13 protein-coding genes are annotated in these 14,643 nt (G+C 72.2%); 5 read left to right on the top strand and 8 right to left on the bottom strand.

The window, feature by feature from the left end; all coding sequences use genetic code 11:
- Positions 1–7: 7 nt before the first annotated feature.
- The 4 genes from R2B67_RS26490 to R2B67_RS26475 all read right to left on the bottom strand — a co-directional run bounded on the left by R2B67_RS26490 (position 8) and on the right by R2B67_RS26475 (position 3,067).
- Entirely contained in the window at positions 8–616 is a 609-nt protein-coding gene (locus R2B67_RS26490) for a LysE family translocator (RefSeq protein WP_018511673.1), read from the bottom strand.
- Positions 613–1,389: an EI24 domain-containing protein gene (locus R2B67_RS26485; protein WP_317821572.1), complete on the bottom strand. Its 777-nt coding sequence runs from the start codon at positions 1,387–1,389 to the stop codon at positions 613–615. Before R2B67_RS26485 ends, R2B67_RS26490 begins: the two co-directional genes overlap by 4 nt.
- Before the next feature lie 97 nt (positions 1,390–1,486).
- Entirely contained in the window at positions 1,487–1,915 is a 429-nt protein-coding gene (locus R2B67_RS26480; RefSeq protein WP_030564702.1) for an organic hydroperoxide resistance protein, read from the bottom strand.
- A 132-nt stretch (positions 1,916–2,047) separates the two neighbouring features.
- Positions 2,048–3,067 (bottom strand): NADP-dependent oxidoreductase, encoded by a 1,020-nt coding sequence (locus R2B67_RS26475; protein WP_317821570.1) that lies wholly within the window; start codon positions 3,065–3,067, stop codon positions 2,048–2,050.
- 117 nt (positions 3,068–3,184) lie between these two features.
- Between R2B67_RS26475 and R2B67_RS26470 the strand changes: the two genes are divergently transcribed.
- Entirely contained in the window at positions 3,185–3,610 is a 426-nt protein-coding gene (locus tag R2B67_RS26470; RefSeq protein WP_018511669.1) for a MarR family winged helix-turn-helix transcriptional regulator, read from the top strand.
- Between the two features lie 35 nt (positions 3,611–3,645).
- Here R2B67_RS26470 and R2B67_RS26465 read toward each other — a convergent pair whose 3' ends face one another.
- Positions 3,646–4,383, bottom strand: a complete 738-nt coding sequence (locus R2B67_RS26465; protein WP_317821567.1) for an SCO2400 family protein — start codon at positions 4,381–4,383, stop codon at positions 3,646–3,648.
- Positions 4,384–4,507: 124 nt separating this feature from the next.
- Between R2B67_RS26465 and R2B67_RS26460 the strand changes: the two genes are divergently transcribed.
- The 3 genes from R2B67_RS26460 (at position 4,508) to R2B67_RS26450 (ending at position 7,753) form a co-directional block, all read left to right on the top strand.
- Positions 4,508–5,074: a hypothetical protein gene (locus R2B67_RS26460; RefSeq protein ID WP_317821565.1), complete on the top strand. Its 567-nt coding sequence runs from the start codon at positions 4,508–4,510 to the stop codon at positions 5,072–5,074.
- A gap of 144 nt (positions 5,075–5,218) precedes the next feature.
- Positions 5,219–6,256 carry a rod shape-determining protein gene (gene mreB, locus R2B67_RS26455; protein ID WP_317821564.1) on the top strand — a complete coding sequence of 346 codons (1,038 nt, stop codon included), beginning with the start codon at positions 5,219–5,221 and terminating at the stop codon, positions 6,254–6,256.
- Positions 6,257–6,262: 6 nt separating this feature from the next.
- Entirely contained in the window at positions 6,263–7,753 is a 1,491-nt protein-coding gene (locus R2B67_RS26450) for a GAF domain-containing sensor histidine kinase (protein WP_317821563.1), read from the top strand.
- A gap of 56 nt (positions 7,754–7,809) precedes the next feature.
- Here the strand turns inward: R2B67_RS26450 and R2B67_RS26445 are convergent, their stop codons facing one another.
- Positions 7,810–8,241: an Lrp/AsnC family transcriptional regulator gene (locus tag R2B67_RS26445; RefSeq protein ID WP_018511664.1), complete on the bottom strand. Its 432-nt coding sequence runs from the start codon at positions 8,239–8,241 to the stop codon at positions 7,810–7,812.
- 138 nt (positions 8,242–8,379) lie between these two features.
- Between R2B67_RS26445 and R2B67_RS26440 the strand changes: the two genes are divergently transcribed.
- On the top strand, positions 8,380–9,612 hold the full coding sequence (locus tag R2B67_RS26440) for a nitrate/nitrite transporter (RefSeq protein WP_018511663.1): 1,233 nt from the start codon (positions 8,380–8,382) through the stop codon (positions 9,610–9,612).
- A gap of 68 nt (positions 9,613–9,680) precedes the next feature.
- Here the strand turns inward: R2B67_RS26440 and R2B67_RS26435 are convergent, their stop codons facing one another.
- A complete protein-coding gene (locus R2B67_RS26435) occupies positions 9,681–11,849 on the bottom strand; it encodes a ThuA domain-containing protein (RefSeq protein ID WP_317821560.1) in 2,169 nt (722 codons plus the stop codon).
- A complete protein-coding gene (locus R2B67_RS26430; RefSeq protein WP_317821556.1) occupies positions 11,846–14,362 on the bottom strand; it encodes a PQQ-dependent sugar dehydrogenase in 2,517 nt (838 codons plus the stop codon). The genes R2B67_RS26435 and R2B67_RS26430 overlap by 4 nt, the downstream gene beginning before the upstream one ends.
- Positions 14,363–14,643: the final 281 nt, after the last annotated feature.

Raw genomic sequence — 14,643 nt, 5'->3', positions numbered from 1 at the left:
TCAGGGTTCAGCGTGCCAGGCCCAGCGTGACGCCGAGGCCGACCAGGACCGAGCCGATGGACCGGTTCAGCGCCTTCTGGCGCCGGAGCATCGCGCCGCGCAGCCGGGAGTGCGAGAAGAAGAGCGCGACCAGCGCGAACCAGCCGAGGTGCGCCGCCGACATGAAGAGTCCGTAGCCCGCCTGCTGCCAGAGGGCGGTCTCCGGGCCGACGACCTGGGTGAAGGTCGCGACGACGAACAGGGTGGTCTTCGGGTTGAGCGCGTTGGTCAGGAAGCCGCTGCGCAGCGCCCCGAAGCGGGTGAGCCCGGGCCGGTCGGTGAGGTCGACGTCGAGGTCGGCGCGGGCCAGGAAGGTGCGTACGCCGATGTAGATCAGGTAGGCCGCACCGGCGAGCTTCACCGCGGTGAACAGGGCCGTGGAGGAGGCGATGAGCAGTCCGACGCCGAGCATCGTGTACGTGACGTGGACCAGGACGCCCGCCGCGACCCCGGCCGCCGCGAGGACCCCGGTGGTGCGCCCGTACAGATAGCTGTTGCGGACGACCATGGCGAAGTCGGCGCCCGGGCTGATGACGGCGAGGACGGTGATGGCGGCGACGGCCAGCAGCTCGGTCATACGGCCCACTCCTTCGGGGTGGCGGGGAGGCCTGCGGCCGGGTCGGCCAGTTCGCGGGCGAGGAGGGTGGCCCCGGCGACCGCTCCCGGCATCAGGAACACCGCGACGAACGGGACCAGGAACGAGAGAGCGAGCGGGACGCCGAAGCCGAGCACCAGCAGCCGGCGGGTGCGCAGCAGGCCGAGCCGCTTCTTCAGGTGCAGCCCGCGGCGCTGGAGGGCCACGCCGGTCAGCTCCTCGGCCAGGAAGTAGCCGGAGACGCAGATGCCGATCGCCGGGACGACGGTCTGGCCGACGACCGGGATGAAGCCGCAGGCGAAGAGGGCGATCCCGAAGAGGGCGACGCGCAGCAGGATGCGTACGGAGTCCCGGGCGGAGATCCACAGTTCGCGCCAGAGCGGCAGCCCGGACTCGTGGACCTCGCCGCCCTCGCTGCGCTCGACCTCCTCGGAGAGCGACTCGTAGAACGGCTGGCCGACCAGGAGCGTGACCGCGGTGAAGGTGATGACGGCGAGGAAGAGGCCGAAGACGAAGACCAGCGCGGTCAGCGTGGTGCGGAGCAGGCCGAGCCAGGGTGAGGACCAGTCGTCGGCGAACGGGGTGGCCCAGGCGACGAAGTCGTCGGCGCCGTAGCCGAGTCCGACCAGGGCGCCGGCGTACACGACGAGGGTGATGAGTCCGGGCAGCAGCCCGAAGCCGAACCACCGGCCGTGCCCGAGGACCCAGCGCTGGCCCTTCATCAAGTAGCCGAAGCCTGACCCGAGATCGTTCATGGGCGTCAGCGTACTGGCGTACGGAAGCGGTACGGAAACGGCGAGGACCGCACCCCGGAGCGGGGTACGGTCCTCACGCGCGAAGGCTGCTGCCGGGTCAGGCGACCGAGAGCTCGACCTTGATGTTGCCGCGGGTCGCGTTCGAGTACGGGCAGACCTGGTGGGCCTTCTCGATGAGCGACTGGGCGGTGGCGGCGTCGACGTTGGGGATGGTCGCGCTGATGGCGACCTCCAGGCCGAAGCCGCCGGCCTCGGTCTTGCCGATGGACACCGAGGCGGTGACCGTCGAGCCGGAGATGTCGGCCTTCTCCTGGCGGGCGACGACGCCCAGCGCGCCCTGGAAGCAGGCGCTGTAGCCCGCCGCGAAGAGCTGCTCCGGGTTGGTGCCCGCGCCGCTGCCGCCGAGCGCCTTCGGCGGGTTGACGACCACGTCGAGCTGGCCGTCGTCCGAGGAGACGCGGCCGTCACGGCCGTTCTCGGCGGTGGCGACAGCGGTGTAGGCGACGTCGATCTTCTGGATGGTCATGATGTGAGGATTCCTCCTGTTGGTGCGCCGCGACTCGCGCCCACGATCGCGACGGCCTGGGATGAGCCTAACGCGTGACCGGAACGGGCCGGGGGCGGGTCGGGGCGGGTCAGGGGCGGACCCGGGGGCGGGTCAGACGAGCGAAACGATCATCTTCCCGGTGTTCTCACCGCGCAGGAGGCCGACAAACGCGTCGTAGCCGTATCCGATGCCCTCGACCGTGGTCTCGCGGTACTTCAGCTCGCCGGAGGCCAGCCAGCCGGCGACCTCCTCGACGAACTTCGGCTGGAGGTCGGCGTGGTCGCCGACGAGCATGCCCTGGAGCCGCAGCCGCTTGCCGATGATCAGCGCCATGTTGCGCGGGCCGGGAGTCGGCTCGGTCGCGTTGTACTGCGCGATCATGCCGCAGATGGTGGCGCGGCCGTGCACGTTGAGCGCGCCGATGGCGGCTTCGAGGTGGTCGCCGCCGACGTTGTCGAAGTAGACGTCGATGCCGTCGGGGGCGGCTTCCTTGAGCTGGTCGCGGACGGGCCCGTTCTTGTAGTTGAACGCGGCGTCGAAGCCGTACTCCTCGGTGAGGAGCTTGACCTTCTCGTCGGAGCCCGCGGAGCCGATGACCCGGGAGGCGCCCTTGAGCTTGGCCAGCTGGCCGACCTGGCTGCCGACGGCACCGGCGGCGCCGGAGACGAAGACCGCGTCGCCCTCCTTGAAGGAGGCGACGTCGAACAGGCCCGCGTAGGCGGTGAGTCCGGTCATGCCGAGCACGCCGAGGTAGGCGGAGAGCGGGGCCAGGTCGGGGTCGACCTTCACCGCGTGCTTGGCGGGCACGTCGGCGATCTCGCGCCAGCCGAGGCCGTGCAGGACGTGGTCGCCGACGGCGATCCCCTCGGCGTTCGAGGCGATGACCTCGCCGACCGCGCCGCCGTCCATCGGGTGGTCGAGCTTGAAGGGCGGGGTGTACGACTTCACGTCGTTCATCCGGCCCCGCATGTACGGGTCGACGGAGAAGAACTTGTTGCGGACGAGGATGCGGCCTTCGGCCGGAGCGGCCACGGCGGCCTCACGCAGTGCGAAGTCCTCGGCCTTGGGCCAGCCGTGGGGGCGGGCGACGAGGTGCCATTCGCGGCTGGACGTGGGAAGTGCTGCAGACATGGGCTCGGGGTCTCCTCAATGTCCTACGGGGGAAGCCTTGGGGGAAAGCTTCATGACATGAAACAACCGTGCACCTAAATATTTCATATTGTCAAGTAAATCGGTACGCTGGTGCGCATGGCCACCCGCACAGACCCCCTGACCCTTGAGGTCGTCGAGCTCATCGGCACCGTCGTGGCGCGCTACCACGAGGAGTACGACCGGGCCGCCGCCGAGCACTCCCTCACCGGGGCGCAGGCGCGGGTCCTCGGGCTGCTCGCGCTGGAGCCGACCCCGATGCGGAAGATCGCCGTCAAGCTGAAGTGCGAGCCGTCGAACGTGACCGGCATCGTGGACCGCCTGGAGACCCGCGGCCTGGTCGAACGCCGGGCGGACCCGGTGGACCGCCGCGTGAAGCTGGCCGCCGCGACGGAGGCGGGGCGGCGGACGGCCCGGGAGCTGCGTGACTCGCTGAACTTCGCCCGGGAGCCGCTGGCCGAGCTCTCGGACGCGGAGCGGACCGTCCTGCGGGATCTGCTGCGGCGGATGCTGGGCGAGGCCTGATCCGGACGAGAGGCCCTACGTGCACACGAGACGCCCTACGTGCACCACCACAGGAAGCGGGTGCAGGTCGGCGACGGCGTCGGGGAGGGCGTGGGTGCCGGGTCCTCGGTCGGGTCACCCGGCGGGGGCGGAGGCGCCGGTACGGTCGGCGGCTCCTGCGGGTCCTCCGGCTCGACCGGCCCGGACGGGTCGGCCGGCGGGCTGTCCGAGGCGTCCGGGGGCGAGGCGGGGGTGGTGGTCGCGTCGTCGGGCTCGGGGCCGGGGTCCTTCGAGGCCGTGGGGGCGGCCGTGGCGCCGGGGTCCGGTGACTCAGCCGGGTCGGCCGCCGACGCGCTGCCCGACGGCGACGGGTCCACCGGTCTGCCCCGGCCGGTCGTGACCGGGCCCGGATCCTGCGGCGGCTCGCCGGAGACGGAGTCCGGGACGGCAGGCTCGTCGGGGTCGCGCGGCGCGTCCTCCACGAAGTCGGCGGCGGTGTCGTCCCGGCCCGGCTCCATGGCCAGCTCCGCCAGGCTCAGCGCGCCCGCCGCGAGGACCAGGCCGCCCACCGCGAGCAGCACCGTACGGCCGCGTCTGCGGTGGCTGCCCCGCGCACGCCGGCGCGAGCGGGCGGCGGGTGCGGGCGCGGCGGCATCGGCGGGGGCGTCCTGCGCGTGGCCCGTGGGCGTCGGCGCGGGCACCGCGAAGGGGCCCAGCGCCTCGGCGGGAGTCCCGCACCCGGCGCAGGCCAGGGCTCCGTTGAGATGCCGTCGGCACGGGTGGCAGTAATCCATGGCGCCCGCAGATTAGGCGTGCACAGATCGGCGGAGGAAGCGGATCAGGTGAGGATCCTGTGAGGAACACGGGATTCCGCGGACGGCCGGTCCGATACGCCTGACCTGCGGGAGGATGGGCGGCATGACCGCTCCCACCCCCTTCGGCCCCCGGGAATTCCAGCTCGTCCTGCTGCGCCGGATGGCCGACCACCAGCCCGGCCTGGTCGAGGAGGCGCGGCAGGAGCTGAGCGCCTCGCTCGCCGACATGCGGGAGGCCAACCGCCGCTGGCAGGCCATGGTCCGCGCGCCCCGGGGACGGGGATCGCTGCGGCGCTACCGCTCGGTGCTCGGCGAGCCGGAGGTGACGCTGAAGCGCCGGGTGGGCGACCTGGAGTGCGAGGCGCTGCTCTGGCCGGTGCCGCTCTGGCCGGACCTCAGGTTCGAGGTGATGGCCGCGCCGGGCGGGGCCCTGTGGAACGAGTGGCTCGTCCGGGCGCCGGGGGCGGCGGGCCCCGAGCTCACCTCCGTACCGTCTCTGCGTCCCTGGTCGTGCACCGTGGACGAGGTGGCCCGGGCGTTCCCCCCGGCGCGGCCGAGGGAGGGCAGCGCGCCGACCCGGTGGGCGCTGGCCGTCACCGACCCGGGCAGCGGGGCGCCGTACGTCGCCGAGTTCACCTGGGGGCTGTTCCAGCGGCTGCTGCCCGGCTGAGGGGCTGCCGTCAGCTGTCGGGGCGTCAGCTCACCACCCTCGTACGGCGCATCCCAGCGCGCGCGGCCCGGTGGGGAACGCGACGATGCGATGAGAGGCCGGCTGCCGCCGGTACCCCCATCCGTGCTCTCGGGAGAACCTGCCGTGACCGTCAGCCTTGAGCAGTTGCAGCGTTGCCACATCGCCGTCGATCTCGGGGCCGCGAGGACCCGTGTGTACGTCAAGGGGCTCGGGCTCGTCGTCGACGAACCGAGCGTCGCCGCCGTCAACACCCGTACGGGATCGCTCATCGCGGTCGGTGTGCTCGCCGAGCAGATGACCGGTCGCACCCCCGAATACATCCGGGTGGTCCGCCCGGTCTCCGGCGGATCCGTCGTCGACATCGAGATGGCCCAGCGCATGCTGCGCCATCTGCTCGGCGACAAGCTCCGCCGCCAGCTGCGCCGCAAGCCCCGGCTGCGCGCCGCCGCCTGTATCCCGCACGAGGCCGATCCGCTGGCCCGGCGCGCCACGGTGGAGACGCTCACCGGGCTCGGCGCCCGGCGGGTCGAGCTGGTGGACACGCTGATCGCGGCGGCGGCCGGCTGCGGGCTGCCGGTGGAGCAGCCGACCGCGACCATGATCATGGCGTGCGGCGCGGCCACCACGCAGATCGCGGTGCTCTCGCTCGGCTCGATCGTGACGGCCGTCCGGCTCCCGGTCGGCGGCAACGCCATCGACGAGGCGGTGATCCAGTACCTGCGCCAGCACCACGCGCTCATGCTGCCGAGCCAGTCCGTGCGCCCGCTGCAACTGGCGCTGCACGGCAACGGCCTGCAGCTCACCGGGCCCGCCCTGACCGAGATCCACGGCCGGGACGTGGCGACCGGCCTGGCCCGCTCGGTGCAGGTCGACACCGCCGCCGTACGGAAGGCCATCCACACCCCGCTCACCGCCGTCCTGGACGGCGTCGGCAAGGTGCTGCGCGAATGCCCGCCCGATCTGGTGGCCGACCTCGCGGACCGCGGGATCATGATGGTGGGCGGCAGCGCGCTGCTCCCGGGGTTCGACGAGATGCTCCGGGACGCGACCGGCATGCCGGTGCACATCGCCGACCGGCCCGACGTCTGCTCGGTGCTCGGCCTCGGCGCGATGCTGGACGGCAGGATCCAGCCGATGGTTCTGAACCCGCTGGCGGGTTAGGCCTCCTTGACCTCCGTCGGCCGGCTGCCGCTCCTGCTGGAGGCCGTCCTCAGCATCGGCAGCGACCTCGGGCTCCGGGCCACCCTCCAGCAGATCGTGGACACCGCGACCACCCTGACCGGGGCCCGCTACGGCGCCCTCGGTGTGCTGGAACCCGACCAGGACCGGACCGAGGCGCTGTACACGACCGGGATGACCGAGGCGGAGCGGCAGCGCGTCGGCCACCTCCTGCCGGAGCGACGGGCGGCTCTTCCTCCCGAGGAGGGAAGGAAGGCGCCGCCCGCCCCGGCCTTCCTCACCGCCCCGATCCAGGTGCACACCCAGCTCTTCGGCCACCTCTGCCTGGCGGAGAAGAGTTCAGGCCCCTTCTCGGAGACGGACCGGGCCCTGCTGCTCGTCCTCGCCTCCCAGGCGGGCATCGCCATCGGCAACGCCCGGCTCTACGAGAGCGCCCGGCAGCGGGAGCGGTGGATCGAGGGGGCGGCCGCCGTCACCACGGCCCTGCTGACCGGCACGGACGCGGCCGACGCTCTGATGACCGTGGCCGAGAGCGCCCGGGTGCTGGCCGGTGCCTCGGCCGGGGTGATCCTCCAGCCGACCGAGGCGGGCGGGATGGAGATCGTGACCGCCTCCACGCTCGACGACCCGGCGGGCATCGTCGGCACGACCATCGCCCCCGGCTCCCCCGTCCTGGTCCAACTGCTCGGCGGCGAGCCGGTGTTCATCGACGACTCCGCCACCGACCCCCGGATGACCACCGACGTACGGTCCCGGTTCGGGCCCAGCATGATGCTGCCGCTGCAGAGCGGCGGCCGGCTCATCGGCACCCTCGCGCTGCCCCGGCGGCGCGGCGCACCCCCGTACACGGCGGTCGACCGGCTGCTGGCGACCCAGTTCGCCTCGCAGGCCGCCCTGGCGCTGGTGATGGCCGACGCGCAGGCGGACCGGGAGCGGCTCGCGGTGTACGAGGACCGCGACCGGATCGCCCGTGACCTGCACGATCTGGTGGTCCAGCGGCTCTTCGCGACCGAGATGATGCTGGAGTCGACGCGTCGGCGTGCGGTCACGGAGGAGGACGCGAGCGAGCTGCTCGGGCGGGCCGTGGACGAGCTGGACTCCACGATCCAGGAGGTCCGCACCGCGATCTTCGCCCTCCAGCAGCCGCCGGCCGAGGCCCCGAGCACGTTCCGGGGCCGGGTGCTGCGGGAGACCGGGGGCGCGGCGGCGCTGCTGGGGTTCCCGCCGTCGGTGCACTTCACGGGGGCGGTGGACGCGCTGGTGGGCGAGGAGACGGGCCGGGAGCTGCTGGCCGCGCTGCGCGGGGCGCTGGCCGCCGCGCACCGCAGGCCGGGGGTCTCGGCGATCGATGTGGCGGTGGACGCCACGGTGCGGCTGCCCGACGGGCGGAGCGCGGTGCGTCTGGTGGTGGCCGATGACGGGGACGGCGAGGGGGTGTGGGGCGGGGCGGCGGCGGTGACCTGGGAGGCGCCGCTGTAAGCACCGCCGAGGAGGTGCGATCAGTGCTTCGGGGCCGCCCGCAGCGCGCGGCGCCGTCAGTGCTTCGGGGCCGCCCGCAGCGCGATCCGGGTGGTGGAGTGGGCCACCCCCGCCTCCCGTTTCAGCCGTCGCAGCAGCGAGTCCAGCGCCACCGGGTCGGCCGCCGTGGCGCGGATCAGGTAGTCGTGGCCGCCCGTCACGTGCACCACCTCCGTGATCCCGGGCAGCATCAGCACCGAGCGCTCGAACTCCTCGTTCGTCGTGTCGAGCCGCAGCGTCACATCGATGAAGACGACCAGGCCCGAACGGGTGTCGGCGGCCGGGTCGACGATGACGGTGAAGCCGCGGATCACCCCGTCCTTGCGCATGCGGCGGACCCGGTCGCCCGCCGCGTTGGCGCTGAGCCCCACGCGTACGCCCAGATCCCGGTACGAGATCCGCGCGTCCTCCTGGAGAATGCCGAGGATTTCCCTGTCCAGCCGATCCATACCGCGATTGTCCCAGCTTGTGGCGATATCGGCTGAGGGGAGCCGAGGGGGAGCCGGAAAGGAGCCTCGGGAAGCCGCTGTCGCCCGGTCGGCGCAGTCCGGCGGGCCGTGCACTCCCCCGCGGCCTTGACTTGCCGTGTGGATACCGCCGTCAAGCAGTCCCCCGAGCCCCCGGACGCCTCCGCCCCGGCGGCTGCCGCGCCCTCCCCGGCCGCCTACCGCAATCTCGCCATGGCCACGATCGGCTTCGCCCTCACCTTCTGGGCGTGGAACCTGATCGCGCCGATGTCCGGCGACTACAAGGACCGGCTCGGGCTCAGCTCGTTCCAGCAGTCGTTCCTGGTGGCCGTGCCGGTCCTCGTCGGGTCGCTCGGCCGGATCCCGGTGGGCGCGCTGACCGACAAGTACGGCGCGAAGCTGATGTTCCCGCTGGTCTCCGCGCTGACGATCGTGCCGGTGCTGCTGCTGATCCCGGCCAAGAACTCGTACGGGGCGATGATCGCGGTCGGCTTCCTGCTGGGGCTCGGCGGCACGACGTTCGCGATCGGTGTCCCGCTGGTCAACTCGTGGTTCCCGCCCGCCAAGCGGGGGTTCGCGCTGGGCGTGTTCGGGATGGGCATGGGCGGGGTGGCGCTGTCCGGCTACTTCACCCCGCGCATCGCGAAGCACGGCGACAACCTGCCGTTCCTCGTGGTCGCGGGCGCGCTGGTGGTGTTCGCGCTGCTCGCCGCCGTCCTGGTCAGCGACCATCCCGACCGGAAGATCCCCACGGACACGTTGGTGCACCGGCTGGGCGAGGCCGGGAAGCTGCGGGTGACCTGGGAGCTGTCGGCGCTGTACGCGATCGGCTTCGGCGGGATCGTGGCGTTCGGGGTCTATCTGCCGACGTACCTGAAGACCTGGTACGAGATGTCACCGACCGAGGCGGGCACCAAGGCGGCCGGGTTCGCGCTGGTCACGGTCGTCTTCCGGCCGATCGGCGGCTGGCTCTCGGACCGGATCCACCCGGCCCTGGTGACCGCCGGGGCGCTGCTGCTGGCGGCCCTGATGGCGGTCGTCCAGGCCTTCGAGCCGCCGCTGAATCCGGTCGGCACCATCGCGCTGCTGGCCATGGCGGCCGGGCTCGGCACCGCGAGCGGCAGCGTGTTCGCCCTGGTCTCGCAGGTGACCCCGCAGCCGAAGGTGGGCAGTGTGACGGGCATCGTCGGCGCGATGGGCGGGCTCGGCGGTTTCGTACCGCCACTGGTGATGGGGGCGATCTACAGCGCCAAGGACAGTTACGCGATCGGCTTCATGCTCCTGTCCGATCTGGCGCTGGCGGGGTGCGTGTACGCGTACGGGCGGATGCGGAACATCCAGCGCGACGGGTGAGGTGCACGGGCAGGGAAGAACGGCCGCGTTCCCGCCGGAACGCGGCCGTTCGTCTGTGGGCCCAGGCTCTACCCGCGCCGCTGTTCGAAACGGTCCGCCCAGTACGCGGTCCGGTCCAGGTACGCCGTCTCGGCGGCCGCCCCGGTCTTGCCGTAGGCCCCCTCGAAGGTCTCGTAGCCGTGGCCCGTGGGCGGGTCGGAGGCGGCCGGTTCGATGGAGCTGCCCTCGTGCCACTCGTTGAACGAGGTGACGGAGACCCAGGTGGGGTCACCGCCGATCGCCGGGTCCAGGGCGTTGTTCCACTGACGGTCGTACGAGGCGCCGTCCGCGCGGCCCAGGGTGGGGGTGGTGTTGCCGGGGACGGCCCGGTCGTCGATGTAGCCGGGGGCGACCGAGGGGGCCCAGACCAGGCCGTTGGCCTTGGCGTAGTCGCCGGCCTGCTTCCAGCCGGGGGCGGTGGCTCCGGCGATGCCGTCGTAGGTGTAGATCCCGCCGAAGTGGGCGACCTTGGTGGTGTCGGTGGTCTGGGCGAGGACGATGGCGGTGTCCTTGACGGCGTCCAGCGCCGACCAGTCCTGGATCCGCAGGCTCTCGAAGACGTAGTAGGCGTTGCGGTCGCCGTGGGCCGCGTCCCGGTAGAAGGCGGGGTGGTCGCCGAACTTCCCTTCCAGGTAGGCGATGTCGTCGACGACGGAGGCGGCGGTGCGGCCGGTGTACGGCTCGATGTGCCAGGCGACCTCGATGCCGTGGCGGGCGGCGGCGTCCATCACGTCACGGGCGAGGCCGTCCTCGTAACTCCCCTGCCCCCACCAGCTGTAGACGATGACGCCCGCGCCGGACCGCTGCACCCACTCCATGTGCTGGTCGACCGCCCCGGCGATGTCCCCGGAGTCGTACGGGCCGAGCTTGGGGTAGAGGTCGGCGCCGAGGGAGGCGGGCGGGGTGTGGCCGCCCTGCTGCCAGTGGCGCCAGTTGCCCGCCGGGCCTTCCGGGGTGCCGTACCAGGGGTAGTAGAAGAGGTGGACGTCGGACGAGCCCTCGTCCTCGGTGGCCGGGGTGCGGGTGAGGGTGAAGCGGTCGACGTCGAAGAGGGCGCCCGCTCCCCCGGTGAACCGCAGGAACAGCGGGCCCGCGCCCGGTGCGGCGGCCGTGAGGGGGGTGGTGACCTCGGTGAAGGTGTCCCAGCCGCCGGTGGGCGTGACCTCCACCGAGCCGAGGAGCGGCCCGGTGGCGGAGCCGGCGCGGACCTCGATGGTGCCGCCCGCACCGGCCGAGGAGACCGTGGCGGTGAAGGCGGTGGCTCCGGCGGTGTCGAGGGAGGCGTAGCCCGCCCAGTCGCCGTGGTCGATGTAGCCGAGGGTGGCGCCGCCGCTGGCCGCCGCGTGCGGGGCGGCCTGGACGCCGGAGGAGGAGGTGTACGCCTCCGCCTCGGCGCTGTCACCGCCCGGGCCGGGGTCCCCGGTGGAAGAGCAGTCCGCCTCGACGGCTCCGGCCGCGTACTGGATACCGCCCAGGAGGAGTTGGCGGAAGTCCGGGTCGGCGAAGGAGTCGATGGTGTGGCCGAGGCCGGTGTAGAAGGAGCGGCCGTCCTGCTGCTCGTGGCACCAGGTGATGGGGTGGTCGCCGGCCATCTCGCCGCCGCTGTAGCTGGATTCGTCGAGCGACTGGAGGACGTGGACGTCTCCGCGCGGGTTGGAGCGGTAGTTGTACCACTCGTCCGTCCTCGTCCAGGTGTCGTCCAGGTGCGCGGTGGCCGGGTGGACGTGGTCCTCGGTGGTGAGGCGGGCCTCCTGGATCGCCGGGTGGCTCTGGAACCAGGCGCCCACCAGGTCCTCGTACTCCGGCCAGTCGTACTCGGTGTCGGCGGCGGCGTGGACGCCGACGAAGCCGCCGCCCCCGTCGGCGTAACCCTTGAGGGCGTTCTGCTGGCTGTCGTTGAGGACGTCGCCGGTGGTGGAGAGGAAGACGACGGCCTCGTACGTGGCGAGGTTCTGCGGGGTGAAGGCGGTCGCGTCCTCGGTGGCGGTGACGGTGAAGTCGTTGGCCGCGCCCAGCTGTTGGATGGCGGTGATGCCCGCCGGGATGGAGTCGTGGCGGAATCCGGCGGTCTTGGAGAAGACCAGGACCTGGTACGGGTCAGCGGCGGCTGCCGCGCTCGGGGCGGCCGGGCTCAGGAGGGCCGCTCCGAGGGCGAGCGCCGCGGCGCAGGCCAGGCGGCGGATGCGGGATCGTCTCATCGGTTGCTCACCTGTGCTCCCTGTGTGCTGAATCCCTGTGTGCTGAGTCCCTGCGTGCTGAAGGTGAAGGCGTCCAGGTCGAAGAGGCTGCCCTGACCCGTCGGTCCCTTGAAGACGAAGAAGAGTTCGATGGGTCCGGCAGGGGCGTTGTTCACGTCCGCCGTCACGTCGACAAAGTTCTCCCAGCCGCCGGTCGGGTCGACGGTGAGGGTGGAGAGCAGGGTGCCGGTCGCGGAACCTGCCCGCAGCTCCAGGGTGCCGCCCGCGCCGCCGGAGGCGACCCGGGCCGTGACGGAGGTGGCGTTGGAGAGGACGTACGGTTCGAAGGAGATCCAGTCGCCGTCGTCGGTGTAGCCGACCGTGGCGCCGCCCTCGGCCGGCCCGTGCGCGGCGACCTCGATGCCGGAGTGGGCGGCGAAGTGCTCGCCCTGGCGGTGGCGGGGCTGGAGGATCGAGTCGCTGTGGGTGGTCAGCCCGCCCGCGTCGGTGTACTCGGCGTCGAAGACCCCGTAGATGTTGGCCGCGCTGTCGTGCTCGCCGTCCACGGGCACGTCGATGGTGCCGGAGCAGCCGTTCTTCGAGGTGATCTGGTGGCGGTGGCTGTCATGGCCGAGGAGGTAGGTGACCTTGACCTTGGAGCAGTCGACCGTGCCGTCCTCGGGGTCGCTGACGGTCACGGTGAACGGGACGGAGTCGCCGAAGGAGAAGAGGGTGCCGTCCGCCGGGGTGGTGAGGGTGACCGTGGGCGCGGTGTTGCCCGCCGTCACGACCAGGCTCGCGGTGCCGGTGAGCCCTTCGGGATCGGTGACGGTGAGGGTCGGGTTGAAGGTCCCGGCGGTGGTGTAGGTGTGGTCGGGGTTCGGGTCGGTGGAGGTGGACCCGTCACCGAAGTCCCAGGCGTAGGCGAGGTTTCCGCCCTCGGGGTCGTTGCTGCCGGCCGAGGAGAAGGAGACCGCGAGCGGGGTGGGCCCGGAGGTCCTGTCGGCGGCGGCCCGGGCGACCGGGGAGCGGTTGCTGCCCGCGAGGTACTCGATGCGGTAGAGCGCCTGGTTGCTCGCGCCGGTCCCGTAGTCGAGGACGTACAGCGCCCCGTCCGGTCCGAACGCGGAGTCCATCACCTGGGTGCCGGTCCACGGGAAGGTGTCGATGGCGCCGGGCGATCCGTCGGCCTTCACCTCGACCGGCTTGATCCACTTGCGGCCGTACTCGGTGGCGAAGAACCGGCCGTCGAGGGAGGCCGGGAACTTCACGGCGGAGTCGAGGCCGGGGTCGAAGTCGTATACGGGTCCGGCCATCGGGGACTCCGAGCCGCCGCCGAACTCCGGCGGGGAGCCCGCGTCACCGGCGTACCGGATCCAGGCGGGCTGGGCGGGAGGCAGGGTGGCGAGGCCGGTGTTGCGGAAGGAGTTGTTGGCCGGGTCGGCCGCGCAGTCGTACTTCGCTCCGGCGGGGCCGCTGGGGAAGGTGTACTCGCCGTACGTCTCCGTGGGCGTGTTGGTGCCCGTGCAGTACGGCCAGCCGAAGTTGCCGGGCTCGGTGACGCGGTTGAACTCGACCTGGCCACTGGGGCCCCGGTTCGGGTCGGTGGTTCCGGCGTCGGGGCCGTAGTCGCCGATGTAGACGGCTCCGGTCGACTTGTCGACGGACATCCGGAACGGGTTGCGGAAGCCCATCGCGTAGATCTCGGGGCGGGTGTTCTCGGTGCCGGGGGCGAAGAGGTTGCCCGCCGGGACGGTGTAGCCGCCGTCGGCGGTCGGCTTGATCCGGAGCAGCTTGCCGCGCAGGTCGTTGGTGTTGCCGGAGGACCGCTGGGCGTCGAACTGCGGGTTGCGGTCGGTGCGTTCGTCGATGGGCGCGTAGCCGCTGGACTCGAAGGGGTTGGTGTCGTCACCGGTGGTCAGGTAGAGGTTCCCGGCGGCGTCGAAGTCGATGTCTCCGCCGACGTGGCAGCACTGGCCCCGGTCGCTCTCGACCTCCAGGACGACCTTCTCGCTGGCGGTGTCCAGCGTTCCGTCGGCCTTCAGCACGAAGCGGGAGAGGTTGAGGTGACCCTTCCACGGCTCGAAGTCGGCGGCGGAACCGGTGGTGGGGGCATCGCCGGGCGGGGTGTCCAGGGCGGGCGAGTAGTAGAGGTAGACGTACCGGTTGGCCGCGAAGTCCGGGTCCACGGCGACGCCCTGGAGGCCTTCCTCGTCGTGCGTGTAGACGTCGAGCTTGCCCGCCGTCCTTGTCGAACCGGCCGCGTCGGTGAGGCGGAGCGTGCCGTCGCGGGCGGTGTGCAGGACGGACCGGTCGGGCAGCACGGCGAGGGACATGGCCTCGCCCAGTTCGGCCGGGCCGAGGGCGAGTTGGACCTGCTGGTAGTCGGCGGCGGGGATGTCGGCGGCGGCGCGTGGGGCGCGGGCGTCGGGGTCGTCGGCCGTGGCCGTTGCGGTGGGGACGGCCAGGGCGGTGGCCAGCAGGGCGGCGAGCGCGGTGGCGTATCTGGACCAGCGTGGGGGTGCGGGTGACATGGTGTGGGGTGGTTCCTTCCTGACGGTACGTGGGGTCTGTCAGGCAAGGCGCTGTCGCGCTTTGCGACGTGCAGGGGCCTGGGACGCAGGCGGCTTCTTACTCTCGGAGAGCGCTCCAACGTCCTTGTGGGCCAGGCTTTTTGCATGCTGGCAACGCGAAATTAATTTGTCAATGCTGTGTCGAAATTGCGGCTCGGTGCTCCGTGCAGCCATGTGGCGGGCGGGATGGGCCCCCCGGAAGCCCGACCCGAGGGCTCCGGAAGCCCGACCTGGGGTGACGC

It is taken from the genome of Streptomyces cyaneofuscatus (assembly GCF_033109485.1).
Taxonomy (GTDB): domain Bacteria; phylum Actinomycetota; class Actinomycetes; order Streptomycetales; family Streptomycetaceae; genus Streptomyces; species Streptomyces cyaneofuscatus.
The sequence above is the reverse complement of the archived record's forward strand: the minus strand, read 5'-3'. Positions and strand labels throughout refer to the sequence as shown.